16 protein-coding genes are annotated in these 22,092 nt (G+C 35.2%); 9 read left to right on the plus strand and 7 right to left on the minus strand.

Annotated features, from left to right (window positions below; all coding sequences use genetic code 11):
- Positions 1-29 precede the first annotated feature (29 nt).
- The gene (zwf, locus tag IWC72_RS19115) at positions 30-1,562 is read right to left on the minus strand and encodes a glucose-6-phosphate dehydrogenase (protein ID WP_194527772.1); all 1,533 of its coding nucleotides are present in this window, start codon (positions 1,560-1,562) and stop codon (positions 30-32) included.
- A gap of 172 nt (positions 1,563-1,734) precedes the next feature.
- Between zwf and gndA the strand changes: the two genes are divergently transcribed.
- The 6 genes from gndA to IWC72_RS19145 all read left to right on the plus strand — a co-directional run bounded on the left by gndA (position 1,735) and on the right by IWC72_RS19145 (position 11,793).
- The gene (gene gndA, locus IWC72_RS19120) at positions 1,735-3,141 is read left to right on the plus strand and encodes an NADP-dependent phosphogluconate dehydrogenase (protein WP_194527773.1); all 1,407 of its coding nucleotides are present in this window, start codon (positions 1,735-1,737) and stop codon (positions 3,139-3,141) included.
- Between the two features lie 51 nt (positions 3,142-3,192).
- Complete coding sequence (locus tag IWC72_RS19125; RefSeq protein ID WP_194527774.1) at positions 3,193-3,750, plus strand: DUF3124 domain-containing protein; 558 nt, start codon at positions 3,193-3,195, stop codon at positions 3,748-3,750.
- A gap of 251 nt (positions 3,751-4,001) precedes the next feature.
- On the plus strand, positions 4,002-6,122 hold the full coding sequence (locus tag IWC72_RS19130; RefSeq protein WP_194530896.1) for a hybrid sensor histidine kinase/response regulator: 2,121 nt from the start codon (positions 4,002-4,004) through the stop codon (positions 6,120-6,122).
- Positions 6,123-6,138: 16 nt separating this feature from the next.
- Complete coding sequence (locus IWC72_RS19135; protein ID WP_194527776.1) at positions 6,139-6,489, plus strand: ribose-5-phosphate isomerase; 351 nt, start codon at positions 6,139-6,141, stop codon at positions 6,487-6,489.
- A gap of 144 nt (positions 6,490-6,633) precedes the next feature.
- Positions 6,634-9,906: a ligand-binding sensor domain-containing protein gene (locus IWC72_RS19140; RefSeq protein ID WP_226968091.1), complete on the plus strand. Its 3,273-nt coding sequence runs from the start codon at positions 6,634-6,636 to the stop codon at positions 9,904-9,906.
- A 261-nt stretch (positions 9,907-10,167) separates the two neighbouring features.
- Entirely contained in the window at positions 10,168-11,793 is a 1,626-nt protein-coding gene (locus IWC72_RS19145) for a long-chain fatty acid--CoA ligase (RefSeq protein ID WP_194527777.1), read from the plus strand.
- 55 nt (positions 11,794-11,848) lie between these two features.
- Here IWC72_RS19145 and carB read toward each other — a convergent pair whose 3' ends face one another.
- Positions 11,849-14,704: a carbamoyl-phosphate synthase large subunit gene (gene carB, locus IWC72_RS19150; RefSeq protein ID WP_194527778.1), complete on the minus strand. Its 2,856-nt coding sequence runs from the start codon at positions 14,702-14,704 to the stop codon at positions 11,849-11,851.
- Positions 14,705-14,823: 119 nt separating this feature from the next.
- Positions 14,824-14,991: a 50S ribosomal protein L34 gene (gene rpmH / locus IWC72_RS19155; RefSeq protein WP_072991142.1), complete on the minus strand. Its 168-nt coding sequence runs from the start codon at positions 14,989-14,991 to the stop codon at positions 14,824-14,826.
- A 185-nt stretch (positions 14,992-15,176) separates the two neighbouring features.
- On the opposite strand from rpmH, the gene IWC72_RS19160 reads away from it, so the two are divergent.
- Both IWC72_RS19160 and IWC72_RS19165 read left to right on the plus strand, forming a co-directional pair.
- Positions 15,177-16,082 (plus strand): DUF6263 family protein, encoded by a 906-nt coding sequence (locus IWC72_RS19160; protein ID WP_194530897.1) that lies wholly within the window; start codon positions 15,177-15,179, stop codon positions 16,080-16,082.
- Positions 16,083-16,087: 5 nt separating this feature from the next.
- Positions 16,088-16,603 carry a DUF2892 domain-containing protein gene (locus IWC72_RS19165; RefSeq protein WP_194527780.1) on the plus strand — a complete coding sequence of 172 codons (516 nt, stop codon included), beginning with the start codon at positions 16,088-16,090 and terminating at the stop codon, positions 16,601-16,603.
- Between the two features lie 109 nt (positions 16,604-16,712).
- On the opposite strand, the gene cls is transcribed toward IWC72_RS19165, so the two are convergent.
- From cls to IWC72_RS19180, 3 genes are all read right to left on the minus strand, one after another.
- A complete protein-coding gene (gene cls / locus IWC72_RS19170; protein WP_194530898.1) occupies positions 16,713-18,185 on the minus strand; it encodes a cardiolipin synthase in 1,473 nt (490 codons plus the stop codon).
- A gap of 133 nt (positions 18,186-18,318) precedes the next feature.
- Positions 18,319-19,284, minus strand: coding sequence for a lytic transglycosylase domain-containing protein (locus tag IWC72_RS19175; RefSeq protein ID WP_194527782.1), 966 nt, complete (start codon positions 19,282-19,284; stop codon positions 18,319-18,321).
- Positions 19,285-19,470: 186 nt separating this feature from the next.
- Complete coding sequence (locus IWC72_RS19180; protein ID WP_194530899.1) at positions 19,471-20,133, minus strand: alpha/beta fold hydrolase; 663 nt, start codon at positions 20,131-20,133, stop codon at positions 19,471-19,473.
- Positions 20,134-20,302: 169 nt separating this feature from the next.
- Here IWC72_RS19180 and IWC72_RS19185 point away from each other — a divergent pair, with 169 nt between their 5' ends.
- Positions 20,303-20,596, plus strand: coding sequence for a GNAT family N-acetyltransferase (locus IWC72_RS19185; protein ID WP_194527784.1), 294 nt, complete (start codon positions 20,303-20,305; stop codon positions 20,594-20,596).
- 57 nt (positions 20,597-20,653) lie between these two features.
- Here the strand turns inward: IWC72_RS19185 and mtaB are convergent, their stop codons facing one another.
- Positions 20,654-21,982 (minus strand): tRNA (N(6)-L-threonylcarbamoyladenosine(37)-C(2))-methylthiotransferase MtaB, encoded by a 1,329-nt coding sequence (gene mtaB / locus IWC72_RS19190; RefSeq protein ID WP_194530900.1) that lies wholly within the window; start codon positions 21,980-21,982, stop codon positions 20,654-20,656.
- Positions 21,983-22,092: the final 110 nt, after the last annotated feature.

The raw sequence follows: 22,092 nt of genomic DNA on the forward strand, positions 1-22,092 counted from the left end.
TGGGTACCCTTTAAAAAAGATTATACAATCTAACAAATAACACAGAAACCTGGGTCATCTGTTAAGCTAGGTCCTGGATTTCTCCATTCGCCAATACCATCTATTAATTCATTAGAATTTTCAGGGCCCCAAACACCTGCGGCATACCCATACATTCTAACATCTTTTCCTTTTTCCCAATACTTTAAAATTGGGTCTACAAATTCCCAAGCAGCTTCAACCTCATCTGCTCTAGCATATAACGTAGCATCTCCTTGCATAGCGTCTAACAACAAGCGCTCATAAGCCTCCATAACGTGAGTTTCTGCTAAGCTAGAATAGTAGAAATCTAAATTGGCGCGCTCCACTTTAAAACCCTGCCCCGGTACTTTTACTCCAAATTTTATCAATATACCTTCATCTGGCTGTATGCGGATAACCAATTTATTATCCTTGCTATCCAGTCCTGTGTCCTGAAAAACTTGGTGATGTGGCGTTTTAAAGTGAATTACCACTTCTGTTGCTTTTGTAGGCATTCGCTTAGCGGTACGAACATAGAACGGAGTATCCTTCCACCTCCAGTTATCTACAAAAAACTTAATGGCAGCGTACGTCTCAGTGGTAGAATCTTTATCAACCCCTTCTTCTTCGCGATAGCCTTTTACCTCTTTACCGTCAATTACAGATTTTGTGTATTGAGCACGAATAGTATGATCAAACAATTCTTGATCAGTTTTCATTACTCTAAGCGACTTAAGTGCTTTTACCTTTTCATTACGTATATCTTCCGGAGCATCACTAATAGGTGGCTCCATTACAATTAATGAAACAATCTGCAGTAAATGGTTCTGAAACATATCACGTAGCGCTCCAGATGTATCATAATATCCACCTCTCTTTTCTACACCAACACTTTCTGCATTGGTTATTTCTACATGGTGAATGTAATTACGGTTCCAAAGAGGCTCAAAAATACTATTGGCAAAACGGGTTATTAAAAGATTCTGAACCGTTTCTTTACCCAAATAGTGATCTATTCTATAAATCTGATCTTCTTTAAAAAACTTCTGGATACCTCTGTTCAGCTGTTTAGCGGTATCTAGACTATAACCAAATGGTTTTTCAACAATTAAGCGTTTCCAGCCATTGTTCTGCGTACCCATACCTGCATCTGACAACCTCTGGGCTATTGTTTCATATAAAGTAGGAGGTGTAGAAAGGTAATATATGATATTACCAGATGTTTGGTATTTGTTCTTAAGGTCTTCTACCCTTTTGCGTAAACGACCATAATCCGTATCATAACTCCCGCCTAAGTCTTCATAAAAGAACTTGCTCGCAAAATCCTTTACACGATCGTCCTCTAAATTTTCTAGCTTATTTTTTAAGTAGGTGCTTTCTAATACCACTTTATTCCTAAAAGCGCTATCTGTCATATCACTTCTACTTGCCCCTAGTACCACAAAATTATCAGGAAGCTGATCTGCCTGATAAAGATTAAAAAGTGCGGGTACAAGTTTTCTTGCTGTAAGGTCGCCAGAAGCGCCAAATATAACAAGAATCTGATTTTCTGTTTTATTCATAATGAGATGGTATCCTAATACTATTTGAGAGAGCAAAAGTATCGAAAAGATGCAGTAATACCAACGAGTTTACCCTAAGATAACTTCACATTTCAATAATTTGGTTTAATTTTGACTCTATTGACCAAAAAAATCAATTTTATGGTCACCCTAGTAATTTTAAAATTAGAACATGGAAGAAAAATATGATTTTGGATTGGTAGGCCTCGGTGTTATGGGGCGTAACTTTATATTGAATGTAGCGGATAATGGTTTTTCTGCTTACGGTTATGATTTAGATGCTGAAAAAGTAGCTGCTTTAAAAGAAGAAGGCAGTCACCTAGCCAAAGTAAATGCCTCTACCAACATTAAGACATTTGTAAAATCTCTTAAAGAGCCTAGAAAGATTATGCTTTTGGTTCCTGCTGGTAAAATTGTAGATGGAGTAATTGAAAGTCTTTTACCGTATATAGATAGGGGTGATATTATAATTGATGGTGGAAATTCGTTTTTCACGGATACGGACCGTCGTGAGGCTTATCTTCATGACAAGGCTATTAACTTCTTTGGAGCAGGTGTTTCTGGAGGGGCTAAAGGGGCTCGTTTAGGACCAAGTATCATGCCTGGTGGCTCAAAATCTGCCTACCAACATATTAAACCGATTTTTGAAGCTGTTTCTGCAAAATACAAAGGAGAACCTTGTGTTGCATATTTAGGGCCTAAATCATCTGGTAACTATGTAAAAATGGTTCACAATGGTATTGAGTACGGGTTGATGCAACTTACCTCTGAAGTTTATGACTTGCTTAAAAAAGCAGGAGACTTCTCTAACGAGGAGCTTCACTCTACTTTTTCTAAATGGAACGAAGGTCGCTTACAATCTTTTCTAGTAGAAATTACTTCTAAAATTCTTGAACAAAAAGATGACCTTGGAAAAGGCGATCTTGTTGATCAAATTTTAGACAAAGCTAAGCAAAAAGGCACAGGAAAATGGACTAGCCAAAATGCGATGGACCTAGGCATACCTATTCCTTCTATTGATATTGCCGTAAGTATGCGAGAAGTATCCGCTTTAAAAGACGAAAGAATAAAGGCCGATAAATTATACGATCGCCCAGAAGTTGAGTTACTAGATAAAGAAGAATTGGCCAAAATGGCCGAAGAAGCACTTTACTTCTCTTTTATTATTACGTACGCTCAAGGTCTTCATCAGTTGGCAGATGCTTCCAGAGAATACAACTACAATTTAGATGTTACCACAATTGCTAAAATTTGGCGTGCAGGCTGTATTATTAGAGCCGGTTTGTTAGCTGATATTTCAGAAGCTTTTGAAGCTGATAAGGATTTACCAAACCTTTTACTATCAAGCCAATTTGTAGACAAAGTAAAAAGTACGGTGGGCTCCACAAGAAAATTGGTAGCGCATGCAGCTGCCAACGGAATTCCGTTGCCTGGACTTTCAAATTCACTTACTTATTTTGATGCATACACATCTAGTAGGTTACCTTTGAACCTTATTCAAGCACAACGAGATTTCTTTGGTTCGCACACTTATGAGCGATTAGACCAAGAAGGTATTTTTCATACAGAATGGGAATAGAAAATTAATTTGTCAGTACCTAAACATAATAAGGTTAGAGTGTTAATAGCTATGAACAAATACAACAATAGAAATTTTTTCATTGTAAAATTTATTTGGACTATTGCCTGCATTCTTATTTTTGTTACCCTGGTCGTTTCTTGTAAACGACCAACCGATGAAAAACCGGTAAAGATACTAGACGAACATACTCTAAATAGAAGGGTCGATGGTAACACTGTCGGCCCTCTTACCAAACAAGTCTATGTACCCATTTATTCTGACATCTACAACCAAACAAGAGATTCTAGAACATTATTAACTGCTACATTAAGTATCAGAAATACCAGTTTAAAGGACAGTTTGTTTATTACCACCATAGATTACTATAATACTGGTGGTGATTTGGTGAGAAGTTATATAGACCAGGCTATTTACCTTAAACCAATGGAGTCCATTGATTACGTTATAGAACAACAGGACACCTCTGGTGGTAGTGGCGCTAATTTTATAATAGATTGGTATTCCAAACACCCACTTAACCCTTTATTCCAAGCCGTAATGGTTGGCGGATTAGGTGCCCAAGCTTTTTCCTTTACAACTGAAGGAATTGAGGTAGAAACGCCTTAATCGCCTTTAAAAATCAGCTTAAGCCTTAACATAGAGTGCCCTCCATCGATCAATTGCGAACTTCATAATCTATTGTGAAGTAAATTCTTATATTAGCTTGTCAATAAGGTCACCCCCTGAATTTTATACTGACCTCCAATGTTCTCATGACTATATTAAGACCATTCTTACTTATTTTTTTTCTCTCCCATTTATCTAATGTACTAGCGCAAAATACAACAGAATGGCAACGGGACACCTTAGAATCATATGTGAATAGATCAAATGATGCCTATGACCAATACAATTACAAAGAGGCTATAAAATATGCCTCTACATTAATTGAAAAAGGACATGAGTATAATTATGACTATTATGAGTTTTTAGGGTATGATATTTTAGGCGGTATTTATGCCGAAACCGAGGACACCATAAAAGGTAAAATTTATTCTGAGAAAGCGTTAGAATTAGCTAGATCTACACAGTCTGACAGCCTAATTGCCTGGGGCGCTTTAAATTTAGGCATTCTTTATTCCGAAAATAAACAGACCTATGTAAAAGCCATAAAATATTTAAAAGAGAGTATAGAGATAAACGAAAAAAATCAAGATTATGACGAGGTTTATTTAACCTATGTAAACCTTATTTGGACGTATTTAGAAAACAACCAAATTGATGATGCTCATACCTTTCTTCAAAAAGCAGAAACCCTTTCTTTACAAAAAGTAGATTCAATTGATAAATTATATATGGATCTCCTATATGGCAAATACTACCTAGCAAGGAAAAAATACGATGCTGCAGCAAAAAAATTAGAAAAAATTGCATCAACTGCAGATGAAAATGACAATACGGATTTGGCCATTGAAGCCTATGAAGATTTATCTAAGCTTTATAGTGAAACCGATGACTATAGAAAAGCATTTGCAAACTTAGACAAGCACAACCAGTTTAAACAAAAAGCGTATACTCTAAAAAAACTGGAAGAGACAGAAAAGGCAATGGCCAAATTTAATTTAGAGCAAGCTCACAAAGACCTGCAGTCCGCCTTAAAAGAACAAGCCTATTCAGATGAATTAATTTCTAAATCAAAATCTCTTACTACCGCTCTTGTTGTTGCTATTGTAATTCTGGTTTTCACCCTTATCGGCATTATTATCTTTTTCAAAACAAGAAGACGGTATATTCAAAACCTAAGATTAAAAAATAAGGAACTTAGTATTGCTAACGAAAAAGCCGAAAAATTATCTAAGGTAAAAACTAAATTCCTATCAACGGTTAGCCATGAATTAAGAACCCCACTCTACGGCGTTATTGGTATTTCTACGTTACTAAAAGAAGATGAAAAATTAAAAGCCTATGCAGACGATCTCAACTCTTTAAAATTTTCGGCAGATTATTTACTCGCTCTAATCAATGATGTTCTTCTTTTAAGTAAAATGGATGCTGAAGCCATTACCTTATCAAAAATCCCTTATGAATTGGATACCCTTATCCAGAACATTGTTCGTTCTTTTGAATTTACATTACAAAAAAATAGCAATAAACTGCACGTTCATATAGATGAAAAACTGCCCAATCAACTTATTGGTGACCCTATAAGACTATCTCAAATTCTTATAAACCTAATGGGCAACGCTATTAAATTTACCGAGAAAGGAAATATATGGTTGAAACTAACCTTAGTTGAAGCGACAGAAAATGGAACCTACAGAACAAAATTTTCTATAAAAGATGATGGCCCTGGCATACCTAAAAATATGCAAAAAGAAATCTTTAATGAGTTTACACAAATTGAAAATAAAAACCATAGTTACACAGGTACAGGTCTTGGCCTTACTATAGTTAAAAAAATTCTTGACATTTACGGAAGTGAAATTCATTTGAATAGCTCACCCAACAAAGGGGCAGAATTCAGTTATGAACTAACTATTAAAGAACATAAAAAAAACAACAAAACATCTAATACCAAGAGTATCATTGATGCATTGGATACTTCTAAAAATAGCCCCAACAAACATGTTCTTATTGTTGATGACAACAAAATAAATCAAAAAGTAACTCAGAAAACTCTAGAAAAACATCATATTCATTCTAGTTTGGCCGATGATGGTGCACAGGCTGTAACTTTAACCAAAACGAATACGTATGATTTGATTTTAATGGATATAAACATGCCTAATATAAACGGAATGGAGGCCACTAAAATGATTCGAAAATTTAACAAGGACATTCCAATTATAGCGTTGACGGCGGTTGAGTTGGATGAAGGAAGAAAAGAAATACTAAATTCCGGTATGAATGATATCATACACAAGCCCTATAACCTTCCTGAATTCTTAAGTACCATTTTTAAACATCTACCCAAAGAAGAAATGGATTTATCTCACTAAAAACATCCCTTTCAAAATGGCTAAAGTTGAATATCATGTTTACGTAATAGAGCTTTCTAAAAAAGTTTTTACGGAAAATAGGCGTTTCCGTGAAGCCAACCCTCAATTTAATGGCGTTTTACAGTGCCTTTATGTAGGAATGACCAGCAAGACTCCTAAAAAACGTTTTGAACAACATAAAACGGGGTATGTAAATAAAAAAGGACACAAACTATCTGCTAATCTTGTTGAAAAATACGGCCTATATTTACGAGGCAGTCTTTTTCATCATATTGCTCCATTATCTACTAAAGCCCAAGCCTTAAAAAGGGAAGAAACTCTAGCCTTAGAACTTAGAAGACAAGGTTATGCCGTTTGGTTTAATTAAAATTGATTGTATAATCTCCTGATTTCCTTTAAATAAGCTTTTCACAACAACATACCGCCTACAGGCAACAAAAATTCAAATCGTCAGTATAACATTTATATATTGTAAGTTTTAACCTACTTATTATTTGCATATTCTGTTATTATGACTTTATCAAAGCAATCGGCTGCACTAGTTTTATGGTTCTGTTTACTACTATGGTGTTGTGATTTTGTATTTGCTCAGCAGAATCAACCCACCATATCTTTTCAACACTTGCCAGGAGGTCTGTCCCAAAGCTCTGCCAACGTAATGTATGAAGATAGTTATGGTTATTTATGGATTGGAACAAGGAATGGGCTTAACAGATACGACGGTAAAAATTTTCAAATATATGAACAGAGCGTAGATGGTAAACCAGGGCTAACGAATGGGTATATAGAGGATATTTATGAAGATGATAATAGACAACTATACATTGGCACGGTTCAAGGTTTAAATCTCTATCATCGAGAAATGGATATTCTAAAGTCTTATCCGTTCATTGGTGAAGGCAAAAAACTAGCGTTAGAACATTTTTATTCCGTTATTAAATCTACAGATTTTCTTTGGTTAGGAACCACTACTAGTCTATTCCGGTACCATATCCCCACCGGGGAAACTAAAGAATTCAAATACCCAGAAGCAGAAGACAACTTTTTTGTGAAAATTGCAAAACTAGATAATCAAAAAACTGCAATCATAATCGATAATGACATTTGGGTGTTAAACAATGAGTTGCAAGTTTTATCAAAACTTCATGAAAAACAGAGAATACGTAGCGTAATACAACAAAACTCATCTCAATTTTTAATTGGTTTACACAATGGAGAACTAATTGAATTAAAAATTGAAAATAACAATTCAATAAGCGTCCAAAGAAAAAAAATAAGTGATGGCTACCCTATTTTATCCCTATCAATTGCACCAAATGGCGATTATTGGATAGGCAGTGAAAATGATGGGCTTTATATCTACTCAAAAAGCTCCAAACAATTATCGAACTTAAAGTATGACAGTAAAAATTTAGAATCAGTCTCAAGCAACTCTATATGGTTTATATATAATAATAAAGGAATCATGTGGCTAGGACCTTATAAAAAAGGTCTGAGCTTTTACGACCCAATTCATTATAAGTTTCAACATATAAAAAACAAACCTTTTGATGACCAATCTTTAAACAACGATAATATAAACTGTTTTATTCAAGATAAAAATGATGCTAATGACCATCTTTGGATAGGAACGGATGGTGGTGGATTGAACTATTGGGATAGAGTCTCTAATTCTTTTATAAAATACAGTTTAGATAATAAAAACCTCAATACCAATGTAGTCCTAAGCTTATTACAAGATAAAAAAAATCAAATATGGTTAGGGTCTTGGGGCAAAGGAATTACTGTGTTTAACACAGAGAACAAAAACTATGAGGTACTAACAAAAGAAAATTCCTTTTTGCTATCGAATAATGTATTTAACCTTATGATGGATAGTAAAGATCGTATATGGATTGCCACTTTTCACGGTGGTTTACAAGTTTATAATCCTGAAACCAAGACTCATAAAAACATAGACCTAAAGAACAATATTACTAATACTAAAGTTTCTACCATTACAACCATAACCGAAGATAAAAGAGGAAATGTTTGGGTTGGAACGCAAATTTCAGGGCTCTTTAAACTAGTTGAAAGAAATGAGGAATGGCAATACACAAGTTATAACACCCTAGAAAATGAACACATCATTAGTAATGACTTCATCAATGCTATTATAGAAGATAATGAGGGTGTTTTATGGGTTGGCACTCAAGCTGGTTTAGATAAATATAATCACCAAACCGATTCTTTCAAAACTATCACCAAAGAAAACGGATTAGAAAATTATGCCATAAAAGGAATTATAGAAGATTCTGACGATTGGTTATGGCTTAGCACAGGTATTGGGGTTGTTCACTTTGATCCCAAAAGTAAAACATCTATAAATTATGATATTGATGATGGTTTACAAGGCAATGAATTCAACTCCAATTCTTTCTACAAAACAAAAAATGACGAGTTGATTTTTGGAGGCAGTAATGGCTTCAATATATTTGAAGCAAAGAACATTAAGAAAAGAGAAGATAAACCTAAAGTAAATATTACCAGTCTCAAAATATTCAACAAACCAGTTTATCCAGGTGATGAATCCAATATATTAAAGCATCATATCTCACAAGTAGATTCAATTACCCTATCGTATGATACTAGTGCTATAAATTTTGAGTTTAATGCTTTAACTTTTCGTCATCCAGACAAGGTAAACTATGCCTATTTTCTAGATGGATTCGAAACCGATTGGAATTATATAGGGCACAAAAAAAATGCTAATTATACCAATTTAGAACCTGGAAAATATACACTTAGAATAAAATCCAGCAATTCTGATGGTATATGGAATAGTAATGAAACCACCCTCCATATTACGATTACCCCTCCTTTTTGGAAAACTTTGTGGTTTCGTTTACTCATGATAGTTTTGTTAATTTCAGGTATTTATTTAATATTCTATCTTCGGGTTAGAACCATAAAAAAGTACCAATTAACACTAGAAAGAGAGATAGACGAACGTACGCAACAATTACAACAACAAAAGAAAGAACTTGAAAAAGCAGCAGATGAACTAACCACAAAAAATCAAGAAATTCAACGTTTTACTTTTGCTGTTTCTCATGACCTTAAAAGTCCTTTAAGCGGTATTAAAGGTATTGCAAGTCTAATTCCTATGGAGTTTGTTATGAAAGATTTTCCTGAACTGGAACAATACCTAGATATGATTAATATATCTTGTGATACGATGCACAACCTTATTGCAGATATCACCAAAATTGCAAAAATTGGTAAAATCGAGAATAAAAATGAAGTTCTTGATACCAATGAAATTGTAGCCCTCTCAACCACTTTGGTTAAAGGAAAATTAAAAGTATCTAAAGTAAAACTCATAGTTGAGGAAAACCTACCAAATATTTATGGTGATAGAAATAGAATTATACAAGTCTTTGGCAATCTTCTAGATAACGCCATAAAGTATATGGGCGACCAAAAACAACCCATAGTTTATATCAAAGCTCAAGAAAACGGAGAAAAAATACAATTCTCTGTTTCTGATAATGGCTCCGGAATGGATGAAAAATCTTTAAAAAAGCTTTTCTCTCCTTTTGAAAGATTTCATTCTGACGTAAAAGGTACCGGATTAGGCCTGTATATGATCAAGCAAATTGTTGAATCACACGATGGTACTATTTATGCCGAATCTGAAGGGAAAGGAAAAGGAACATCTTTTAATGTAATCCTGCCAAACGTTGTGGGCCAACAGATACAAAATATGGTAGATAATGATATAGTTCCTGAAAGTACCGATTAAAACTAGTTTACCAAAAAAACAGATTTGTCTCATTAAAAAATACCTAGCATATTTACCACTAAGTCTATACAATCTGATAATCCAATCATTCGTCAAGAATCTACGCTTTAAATGGGATAAAACTAGCACTCAAGGCCCCTCCAAAAGCGTTACTCAATATGATTTAACTGAACACAACTCCCCTCTTTTTCTTGTTCATTTCAAAAATTTAGTAACTTTAGAGAAGTACGTCACAACCACTTAATACTTCAACCTAAACTTATGGAAGGATTGATAATGGATTACCCACTGACCACAACTACCATTCTTGAATATGGCAATAGTGCGTTTAAATACAAAAGAATAATTAGTCATTTGCCAAGCGGCACAAGACATGAATACACTTTTGGTAATCTCTATAAACGTTGCAAACAATTAGCAAATGCACTTACCAATAAACTAGGCGTTACAAAAGGTGATATGATAGGTACTTTTGCTTGGAATCACTATCAACATGTTGAACTGTACTACGGCGTACCCAGTCTGGGCGCTATTTGTCATACTATAAACATCAGGCTTTCTTCACAACAAATTGAATTTATAATTAATAACTCAGAAGACAAAGTTATTTTTGTTGATGCATCATTAGTTCCTCTATTAGAAAAAATAGCCCATAAACTGGAAACAGTAGAGCACTATGTAATAATCAATGCTTCGGAACTCTTTAGCACTACTCTTATCAACACAATTCATTATGAAGATTTATTAGAAGACCAACCAGAGGAATTTGAATGGCCAACATTAAATGAAAATGATGCTTGCGGTATGTGCTACACTAGTGGCACTACAGGTCTTCCAAAAGGAGTCCTTTACACCCACCGGTCTACATACCTACATGCGTTAACCATTTCCACACCCAATGCAGCCAACTACAACAGTTCGGATATTGTATTGCTAATTGTACCTCAATTTCATGTTATGGCCTGGGGGTACCCTTATTTATGTTTAATAACTGGGTCAGATATGGTATTACCGTCCTCTAATTTACAGCCAGAAGCTATTATTTCAATTTTACAAAAAGAAAAAGTTACAAAAGCCAATGGCGTACCCACCATATGGATGGGTGTTTATAATGCCTTAAAGAAAAACCCACCCAGACCAAAACTAAAATTAGAAGAATATTTAGTGGGCGGTTCCGCTCTCCCTGCAAGTTTAATAAAAGGAATGGAAGACGATTTTGGTATTAAAGGCGTACAAGCTTGGGGTATGACAGAAACCTCGCCTCTGGGTACGGTAAGTCGCTTACAGCCCCATCACCACAGTCTAACCGAAGAAGAAAAACTAAAAATACGTGCAAAACAAGGTATTGAGTTCCCTGGAGTTCAAATGCGCGTTATTGGTAATGATGGCTCTGTAACCGAGCGAGATGGGAAAAGTATGGGAGAACTACAAGTTAAAGGTGCTTGGGTTATTAAATCATATTTCAAGACTAATAATCGAGATAATTTCACGGACGATGGATGGTTCAGGACAGGGGACGTAAGTACAATAGATAATGATGGCTTCATGCATATTACAGACCGAACTAAAGACCTCATCAAAAGTGGCGGCGAATGGATATCTAGTGTTGCTCTAGAATCTGCACTCATGGCACACCCAAAAGTAAAAGAAGCGGCCGTAATTGCTATTCCAGATGAAAAATGGGCAGAAAGACCTTTAGCCGTTTTGGTTTTAAATACCAAAAACGAAAGAGTTTCAGATGAAGAGCTTAAAAACTTCCTAAGCCATGAATTTGCCAACTACCAAATTCCTGACAAATATGTATACATTGACCAAGTACCACGAACGAGTGTAGGAAAATTTGATAAAAAAGAAATACGAAGGCTTTACGCTCAAGATAAGTTATAAAAAAAGGTCATAACAATTAATTGTTATGACCTTTTTATTTTTAAGCTGAGACTAATTACTTGCTCAGATACATTTTTCTTCTAGCATAAAGATTATAGAAATCATCATCTTTTAAGCTATCAATAAAAAGAATACTTTCTCCTGTACTCTTCATCTCAGGCCCCAAATTCTTATTTACATTTGGAAACTTATTAAAAGAAAAGACAGGTTGTTTTATTGCAAAACCTTTAAGTTCTGGTTTAAAATCAAAGTCTTTCACTTTTTTATCGCCCAACATTACTTTAGTTGCGTAGTTTACATACGGCTCTTTATACGCTTTAGCAATAAATGGAACCGTTCTAGATGCCCTAGGGTTGGCCTCAATAATGTAGACCATATCATCTTTTATAGCAAACTGAATATTAATTAGACCTACCGTATTCAATGCCAAGGCAATTTTCTTGGTATGGTCCTTTATCTGCTGCATTACAAACTCTCCAAGGTTAAACGGTGGCAAGGTTGCATTAGAATCGCCTGAGTGTATTCCACAAGGTTCAATATGCTCCATTATACCAATAATGTACACATCTTCACCATCACAAATGGCATCGGCTTCTGCCTCAATAGCACCATCTAAGTAATGATCCAATAACAACTTGTTATTCGGAATTTTTCTAAGAAGGTCTACAACATGCGACTCTAACTCTTCTTTATTAATTACAATCTTCATTCCCTGCCCTCCTAATACATAGGATGGTCTTACCAGCAACGGAAAGTCTAACTCATCAGCAAGTGTTAAAGCCTCATCTGCCGTTTCAGCAATACCGTACTGTGGAAAAGGAATATCATTTTGTTTTAGCATCTCAGAGAAACTACCTCTATCTTCTGCTAAATCCAAGGCTTCAAAGCTAGTACCTATTATTTTTATACCGTACTTAGAAAGTTTCTCTGCTAATTTTAAAGCGGTCTGGCCACCTAACTGAACAATAACTCCTTCTGGTTTTTCATGACGGATAATATCATAGATATGCTCCCAAAATACGGGTTCAAAATATAATTTATCAGCTGTATCAAAATCGGTTGAAACCGTTTCTGGATTACAATTAATCATGATGGTCTCATAACCACATTCCGCAGCAGCAAGTACACCGTGCACACAACAGTAATCAAACTCAATTCCCTGTCCAATTCTATTAGGGCCAGAACCAAGAACTACAATCTTCTTGCGATCGGTAACAATACTATCATTCTCTACATAACGCGTACCATCTGGTTTTTCTATCTCTGCTTCAAAAGTAGAATAGTAGTACGGTGTCATCGCCTTAAATTCGGCTGCACAGGTATCTACTAATTTGTAAACCCTGTTGATATTCATTTCTTCGGTACGCTTCTTATGCACTTCACTTTCATAACAATCTAGCATATGCGCAATTTGCCTATCGGCAAAACCCTTTTGCTTTGCTTCCAACATTAAATCTTTGGTAAGCGTAGCAATGGTATACGTAGAAATCTCTTTCTCTAGCAAATGGAGTTCTTCATATTGCTTCAAGAACCACATATCAATTTTAGTAATCTCATGAATTCTACTCAACGGAATACCTAATTGAATGGCATCATAAATTACAAAAACACGATCCCAACTTGGAATGGTCAGTTTTTGAATAATCTGATCGTAATTGCTATACCCCTTACCATCTGCACCTAGGCCGTTTCTTTTGATTTCCAGAGATTGTGTTGCTTTATGCAGTGCTTCTTGGAACGACCGACCAATACCCATAACTTCACCAACAGATTTCATCTGTAGGCCTAAAGTACGGTCAGAACCTTCAAACTTATCAAAGTTCCATCTTGGTATCTTTACAATCACGTAATCAAGAGTTGGCTCAAACAATGCCGATGTTGACTTGGTAATTTGATTTTCTAATTCATCTAAACGATAACCGATTGCCAATTTTGTAGCAATTTTAGCAATAGGATAACCAGTTGCTTTTGAAGCTAATGCTGAAGAACGCGAAACCCTTGGGTTAATCTCAATTGCAATAATTTCCTCTTCGTCATCAGGACTCACGGCAAACTGAACGTTACACCCTCCTGCAAAATCCCCAATACTACGCATCATATGAATTGCCATATCACGCATTTTCTGATATGTTCTATCAGATAAGGTCATTGCTGGGGCAACTGTAATAGAATCTCCCGTATGAATACCCATTGGATCCATATTTTCTATTGCACAAATAATAACTACGTTATCATTATTATCTCGTAACAACTCTAATTCATACTCTTTCCAGCCCATTAAAGCCTTATCAATCATTACTTCATGAATAGGAGAAATCTCTAACCCACGACTTAATAATTCATCAAAATCTTCTGGTTTATAAACTATTGCCGCTCCAGCACCTCCTAATGTATAGGAAGCTCTAATTACTAATGGAAAGCCAAATTCCTGAGCTATTTCTTTTCCTTTTAAGAAAGAGGTAGCTGTAGCCTGTGGCGCCATACCAACACCAATCTTAAGCATTAACTCACGGAACTGCTCGCGATCTTCGGTAATGTTTATCGCATCAATATCAACACCTATAAGATCTACTCCAAAATCTTTCCAAATTCCTTTTTCATCTGCCTCTATACATAAGTTAAGAGCAGTTTGTCCTCCCATAGTTGGCAACACAGCATCAATTTGAGGATGTTCTTTTAGAATTTCAATGATGGACTTGGTCGTCAATGGTTTCAGATACACGTGATCAGCCATTGAAGGATCCGTCATAATAGTAGCCGGATTACTATTTATCAATATGGTCTCAATACCATCTTCACGCAATGAACGTAAGGATTGAGAACCTGCATAATCAAACTCACAAGCTTGACCTATAACAATGGGACCGGAGCCGATCAGTAGTATGGATTTTAAATCTTTTCTTTTTGGCATTCGTTGTATTCTTTAAATCTTTGGCTATAAATTGTTACAAATATCAGTACAAATCTGACATAAAAAAAGGTGTTACTTATAAAAAGTAACACCTATATATTTCTTAAAAAATAATACCATTATTTTTTATGTCTCGGTTCAGAGGATACAGAAAGTTTTTTTCTTCCTTTAGCTCTTCTACGAGCTAAAACTTTTCTTCCATTTACGGATGCCATACGCTCCCTAAATCCATGTTTATTTCTTCTCTTTCTCTTTGAAGGCTGATATGTTCTTTTCTGTCCGGGCATTATATTATCCTTTTCTTTGTGTGATACAATTTTGCGAAACCGCTCGCTAAAACTGGGCGCAAATATACAAAGACTTTTCTCTTTGGCAAATACATTTTGAAAAATATTTTTATTGAATGCCTGCCGCCTAGCGATTGGTTTTTATTACTTTTGCCAAAATCGGATTTTAGCAACAAAATCAATCTATGAGAAACTTTTTGAGCATTCTTTTTATTGTTCTTTCAAGTACCGTTTCTTTAGCTCAGACGCAACTTGAATACAAATTGAAGAAAAATGCCATCTTCACGGTAAAGCAAAGTGCTGAACAAATCATTACGCAAGAGTTAGATGGAGCATCACATATACTTACCAATAAAATTGATGGTGTTTTAGAGTTTAAAGTACTAGAAGTAAGAGATACCACGTATATGATAGCTCTTAAATTTAAAGACTTAAACCTAAATATGACTTCTAGCATACAAGGTGAATTGATGGATGTACATGCGCAAGAGGTGAACGAAAGTGATATGCAATCACAAATTTTCAATAGTCTATTGAATAGGCCTGTAAATATTATTCTTGCAAAAACAGGAGATATTCTTGAGGTTAAAGGTGGTGATAGCCTTGTTGTAAAAATGGCCGAAGCATCTGGCCTTGAAGATGAATTCTCTTTAAATATGATGAAAAAATCTTTGCAGAAAGAATTTGGGTCAGAGGCCTTATCCAACAGCTACAAACAAATGACATTCATTTATCCTGCTAAAAAAGTAAAAGTAGCGGATACATGGAAAAACACATATTCAGGTAAATTGCAAGCCAATAACATCTGGACGCTAAAAACAATTACTGCCAATACGGCAAATATTACAGGAACAGCAGAAGTTACCATGAATGTAACTGAAGCTGCAACAACCATGAAACTTAAAGGCACTCAACAAACTAATATTATTACCAATGCCGTAACTGGCTTTATAAAAAAAATGACCGTAGAAGGGGTTTCTAAAGGATCATCTACCATGACTCAAATGGGAGACCAAGAAATACCAACCACTATACAGTCTTCCATTACGTACGAACTCATTTCTAATTTAAACGAACCGATCAACAATTAATACACATGTTCAACAAAAATCTTAAACTGGTCATTGCAGGACTAATTATAGCTTACGCCATATATCAATTTATTGAAGGTAATATAGGTAATGGAATCTTTTTAATTCTTTTATCGCTGATTTTTATTTTTCTTTATTTCAGGAACGAAATAATTCTATTGGCTTTCCTTCGTATGAGAAAACAAGATTTAGAAGGAACCCAAAAATGGCTTAGTAAAATTAAAAATCCTGAAGCAGCTTTAGTCACAAAACAGCAAGGTTACTTTAATTATCTACATGGCATTATACACTCTCAGAAAAACTTGACTCAAGCTGAGAAGTATTTCAAAAAAGCCTTAAAACTAGGTCTTACAATGGATTATGATATTGCAATGGCAAAATTGAGCCTTGCAGGTATAGCCATGCAGAAAAGAAGAAAAAGAGAAGCAACTACACTTTTACAGGAGGCCAAAAAACTAGATAAGAGCAATATGCTTACCGATCAAATAAAAATGATGCAACAACAAATGAAGAAAATCTAACGTGGTTAGTGGTTAGTGGTTAGTGGTTAGTGGTTAGTGGTTAGTGGTTAGTGGTTAGTGGTTAGTGGTTAGTAAAAAAATACTAATTCTAGTTTCTGAATCTAATATCCTATAAAAGAGGAGCCCAAAGTCTACTGAAAGACTCCTTTAACTTTCGTGAGATACCACGGTTTTGCCATCGGTCTAAATCAACTTCCTCACACTCTTCTAGATCATCAAAAAAAGTTGCTGCTAGTTCATTATTAAGACCTTTGTTATATAGCATTGCATTTATTTCAAAGTTAATAGAAAAGCTTCTATAATCTAAATTAGCTGTACCTACTGTTGAAAACAGGTCATCTATAACCATGGTTTTAGCGTGAATAAAACCTTTGCAATACCTATAAATTTTAATACCGGATTCCAAACAGTATTCAAAATAAGAGTCTCCGGCATACTGTGCCGCCCATGAATCAGATTCATAGGGAACAATTACCCTTACATCTATTCCGCTTCTAGCGGCAGTTGCCAGAGCCGTTAAAATAGCATCATTGGGCATGAAATACGGCGATGTAATATAAATACGTTCGCTTGCCGAGCTAATTGCACAAAAAATAGCTTCCATAATATTGGCCCAATCCGTATCTGGACCGCTAGCTGCAATTTGCACCGCAACTGGTTTTTCAGCTTCGGGTTTATTCTCTGGGAAAAATGATTTTTCTATCCCTACCTCACTTCCGGATGCAAAGTTCCAGTTCAATAAGAACGATGATTGCAAGGCCCCCACTGCCCCACCCTGAATCCTTAAATGTGTATCACGCCAATAGCGAGGATTTTCATATGTATTATCATATCGTTGCGCTAAGTTTATTCCTCCCACATATCCCGTTTCCCCATCAATAACAACAATTTTTCTATGATCTCTATAGTTTAGTTTACCTGTAGAATTAGAAAAAAGAACTGGCATAAACGCATAATGTTCTATTCCAGATTTGGTCATTTTCCTTTTAGTTGAATTTGAAATCTTACTACCCACATCATCATAGACCAACCTAACCTTAACCCCATCCTGAGCCTTATTGATTAGTATCTCTATAATCTTACTGCCCAGTTGGTCATCAAAAAGAACAAAATATTCTAGATGAATATGATTTTGGGCGTTTTTAAGGTCTTCAAATAAACGGTTAAATTTTTCTTCTCCATTTAGTAATATTTCAACATCATTATCAAATGTAAGAACTGCTTTTTCATTGTTTTTCAGCAACTTATACACTTTAAAGATATCCTCTCCGTAAGTTTCTTCAAAATCTTCCCTCTCGTTACTGTCCAACTTGAATTGATTTCGCCATTCTTTTATTTTTTGACTGTCCAAAAAATATTTTTTTTCAAAAATTTTGGATTTCCGATAATCCTGTCCAAAAAAATAATAAACAATCAATCCTAAAAATGGCAACACCGCAAGAGCAAAAAGAAAAGAAAGTGTTTTAACCGGGTTTTTATTCTTTAAAAGAATAAAGAAAGAAAGCACAATAACAAGTCCGTAGTTAATCATTAAAAGGATCAACCATAGATTATCATTAAAGAAGCTTAATACTGAGTCCATCTTTATTACCATCGCACAGACCTAAGGGTTACCTGAACTATTTATTGCAGTTAAAGATGGTAAATAAAGTGCAGAAAAATGGCCTCAATACGGTTTTAATATAACCACATTGAGGCCTAATATTTTTATTTAATTACTTGCCAATTCTATAATACCCTTTATTGGGTATTTCTACGGTGTATTTTTTACGAGAACTATTGTTCAAATGCGCTTCTCTAAGCCAAGGGTTATGCCTCTTTAATATCTTATAATTGATTTCATACTGCTGAGCAAAATCTGCAAAACTCAATACAGGCTCATCTATCTCTACTTTAAAAGTAGGTACAGCTTGATACATATCTTTTTTATCGATATCAAAACCATATTTTTCCGGGTGACTTAAAATCTCTTTTATAGCCATAATACGGAACACGTATCTACCCGTTTCTTGCCCTAATAGAAGATCATAATAATCACTTACTTGCTGAATACCTAAATACTTGTTAATAGCACCTGCTCCGGCATTGTATGACGCAGCTGTCAACGTCCAGCTACCATATCTCTTATAATTTCTATTTAAATACTCACAAGCCACCTCCGTAGATTTTTCCAAGTTGTAACGCTCATCTACATTTCTGTTTACCTCTAAACCATGCTCCTGGCCAGTAGCTTTCATTATCTGCCAAAACCCCGCCGCACCGGCATGAGAAACTACATTTTGAAGTCCGCTTTCAGCAACAGCCAAATATTTAAAATCATCTGGAATACCGTTTTTCGCTAAAATTGGTTCAATAATAGGGAAATACATATTTGCTCTTTTGATTAACAATACCGCATTTGACTGCCAATAGGTGTTCACCAAAAATTCACGGTCAATACGCTCCATAACCTCTGGGTCATCTTGGGGCACTGACTCTCCTGCAAAGTTTAAATCCTCAGGTATTTCTATTGCAGAAATACGATACCCTTCCGCAACGTTTTTATCTATTTCTTGCTTTTCGTTTTCGGTAACATCAGCATCGCCTTTGGTAGGTTCAACATTACTCTGTACTGCAAATATCAAAGTGCTTACAACAAAAAAGACGCCTAAAAGCATCAATACATTCTTTAAAATCTTCATTTTTTGGTATTGTACGGTTTATTCAAAGTTAGTAAACTCTTTCCTAATTTTTCTACACTAAATGCACTCTAGTTCTGCTTTAACTTTAAAACTACAAAAGTTAACGAGAAATATCTTCGTTAAAAACAAATGCTGAACACACAATTACTACAAATAGGAATAAACGAGCCCTTTACTACAACTCATTTATTGCAAAATAATTGTGGGCAAATGCTCGTTAAACCATCTTGCTCGATGGATTATCATGGTATGTGTACCATTTTTTACGGTAATACAACCCTTAATATTGTCAATAGGAAAAACAACATCTTTGTCTCCATGAATATGAACAAGATCTGGAATTGTCTCAACACGTTGCCAATTAACAATTTGGTCAATAGACCAATCTATATAGTATTTGTCTCTAATTGATAAATACTCCTCATAAAGCGCAAGGCGCTTATTTACTGTCTCCCCAAAAGCATATTTTGCCAAAAGCTCTACATTATTGACTAGACCTGTTGGCAAAAGTTTATGTATGTTGGTATATTTTGCAAATATCATACGTCTAGGCAACTCTGCCGCATCTTTAACACTAGAAACTACTATAACTTTTTTAAAAGATTTAAACCTAGCCATTTCCTGAACTAGCATACCTCCAAACGAAACCCCTATTAAAACGGCATCCTCATGATGAATATTCTCGTTCATCTTTTTAGCATATGCCTCTAGAGACATATCCTTCTCAGGCACGAACCATTCCAAAAGATGTTGTGCAAATTTGTCCTTAGGCAGTGCAATATGTCTAAAAATAGAAGGGTTAGCTGCCATTCCCGGCATAAAATATATATGAATCCTAGAATCACTCATTATCACTATACATAGGAATTGTTAGGAAATTAACATTATTTTCACTACTTTTGCTATCGACTTTGGGGGAATTCCATTGTTTATACAAATCTGAGCAAAAGTATATAAAATTACGATTTGAGAACACCGTGATTTTCTTACCTCTTGCCGTCATCTAAAATCAAACTATATGAATGAAGTAGAAATTATTGACAACAGTTTCTTGCGTCAATTCGAAACTACGATTGAAGGTATTTTAGCCAAGATCGAGTATTCTTCGCAAGAACGCAAAGTATTTCTAACAAAATTAGTAGTGCCTGAAGAAATCACTAAAGAGGGTTTCAAAGAAGATTTTATTAAGTCGGTTCTTCACCACATTCAGGAGCAGAATCTTAGAGTAGTCCCTACGAGTCCTCAAATTGCCGGTTTTTTACGCAAAAACAGACAGTACAAAGAGATGTTGCCCGTAGGCATTAGAATCTAACCGAATTTCAGAGTTTTTTTGAAGATGAATCCCGCAACTAGCGGGATTTTTTTTGCACTAAATTTTTATAATATCTTGTTGGAAATCAAAACGCACCAGTCCATCTTCATCTATTTCCTTCAATTCTACATTATACAAGGTATTAACCAACTCAGGATTCCAAGGTGCTTTTACTTTTACGTAATTACTGGTAAACCCATGAATATATCCTTCTTTATTCTCTCCTTCAAAAAGTACTTGATGCGTCTTTCCTAATTGACCTTCATAAAAAGCCCTTCTCTTTTTAACGGAAAGTCCGCGTAGCATTTTACTACGCTTGTTTCTTATCTGTTTAGAAACAACACCTTCCATTTCTGCAGCGGCCGTATTATCTCGTTCAGAATAGGTAAAAACGTGTAGATAAGATATATCTAGTTCATTCAAGAAATGATAAGTCTCCAAAAAATGTTCATCCGTTTCACCAGGAAAACCAACAATAACATCAACACCTATACAGGCATCAGGCATGGTTTCCTTTATTCTAGCAACTCTATCAACATACAAACCGCTCATATATCTGCGACGCATCAACTTTAAAATAATATCACTACCGCTTTGCAGTGGAATATGAAAATGTGGAACAAACGAATTGCTCTTAGAGACAAAATCTATAGTTTCATTCTTTAACAGATTGGGCTCTATAGAAGATATGCGAAGGCGGTGTATACCTGCCACATCATCTAAAGCCTTTACTAAATCTAAAAATGTATGTTCATGCTTCTTGTTACCAAATTCACCTTTGCCGTAGTCCCCAATATTTACACCAGTTAATACAATCTCCTTTATTCCCTTTGCAGAAATCTCGGCAGCATTATCTAACACATTCTGTAACGTATCACTCCTAGAGATACCTCTTGCCAAAGGAATAGTACAATAGGTACACTTATAATCACATCCATCTTGAACCTTTAGAAAGGCGCGCGTACGATCACCAATAGCATAACTACCAACATAAAAATCTGCATCCTCTATCTCACAAGAATGAACCTCTCCAAAATCGTTTTTGGTCAAGTCATTAATATAATCTGTAATCTTAAATTTCTCTGTAGCACCCAACACCAAATCAACACCATCTACAGCAGCTAGTTCTTCAGGTTTTAACTGTGCGTAACAACCAATAGCCGCCACAAAAGCTTCAGGATTTATTTTCTGAGCTTGCTTCACAATGGTTTTAAACCTTTTGTCCGCATTTTCAGTTACGGAACACGTATTAATAACATACATATCTGCATGCTCAGAGAAATCTACTCGATCAAAACCATCTTCCTGAAAACCTCTGGCAATGGTAGATGTTTCGGAAAAGTTGAGTTTACAACCCAATGTATAGAAGGCTACTTTCTTTTTCATATTCTTATCTCTTTCCGCTTTCGTATTCAATTGATGCTATAATTTTTAGAGAATGCAAATATACAAACTTGTACCTAGCCCATTGCAAACATCTAGGGTATCAATTTATT

Source organism: Zobellia roscoffensis, assembly GCF_015330165.1.
Classification (GTDB): Bacteria; Bacteroidota; Bacteroidia; order Flavobacteriales; family Flavobacteriaceae; genus Zobellia; species Zobellia roscoffensis.

Coding starts and splice junctions, on each gene's coding strand:
- IWC72_RS19160 (WP_194530897.1), top strand. CDS start 15,177: ATGAGAAACTTTTTGAGCATTCTTTTTATTGTTCTTTCAAGTACCGTT.
- IWC72_RS19175 (WP_194527782.1), bottom strand. CDS start 19,284: ATGAAGATTTTAAAGAATGTATTGATGCTTTTAGGCGTCTTTTTTGTT.
- cls (WP_194530898.1), bottom strand. CDS start 18,185: ATGGACTCAGTATTAAGCTTCTTTAATGATAATCTATGGTTGATCCTT.
- IWC72_RS19145 (WP_194527777.1), top strand. CDS start 10,168: ATGGAAGGATTGATAATGGATTACCCACTGACCACAACTACCATTCTT.
- IWC72_RS19185 (WP_194527784.1), top strand. CDS start 20,303: ATGAATGAAGTAGAAATTATTGACAACAGTTTCTTGCGTCAATTCGAA.
- carB (WP_194527778.1), bottom strand. CDS start 14,704: ATGCCAAAAAGAAAAGATTTAAAATCCATACTACTGATCGGCTCCGGT.
- gndA (WP_194527773.1), top strand. CDS start 1,735: ATGGAAGAAAAATATGATTTTGGATTGGTAGGCCTCGGTGTTATGGGG.
- IWC72_RS19165 (WP_194527780.1), top strand. CDS start 16,088: ATGTTCAACAAAAATCTTAAACTGGTCATTGCAGGACTAATTATAGCT.
- IWC72_RS19125 (WP_194527774.1), top strand. CDS start 3,193: ATGAACAAATACAACAATAGAAATTTTTTCATTGTAAAATTTATTTGG.
- rpmH (WP_072991142.1), bottom strand. CDS start 14,991: ATGCCCGGACAGAAAAGAACATATCAGCCTTCAAAGAGAAAGAGAAGA.
- mtaB (WP_194530900.1), bottom strand. CDS start 21,982: ATGAAAAAGAAAGTAGCCTTCTATACATTGGGTTGTAAACTCAACTTT.
- IWC72_RS19180 (WP_194530899.1), bottom strand. CDS start 20,133: ATGAGTGATTCTAGGATTCATATATATTTTATGCCGGGAATGGCAGCT.
- IWC72_RS19135 (WP_194527776.1), top strand. CDS start 6,139: ATGGCTAAAGTTGAATATCATGTTTACGTAATAGAGCTTTCTAAAAAA.
- zwf (WP_194527772.1), bottom strand. CDS start 1,562: ATGAATAAAACAGAAAATCAGATTCTTGTTATATTTGGCGCTTCTGGC.
- IWC72_RS19140 (WP_226968091.1), top strand. CDS start 6,634: ATGACTTTATCAAAGCAATCGGCTGCACTAGTTTTATGGTTCTGTTTA.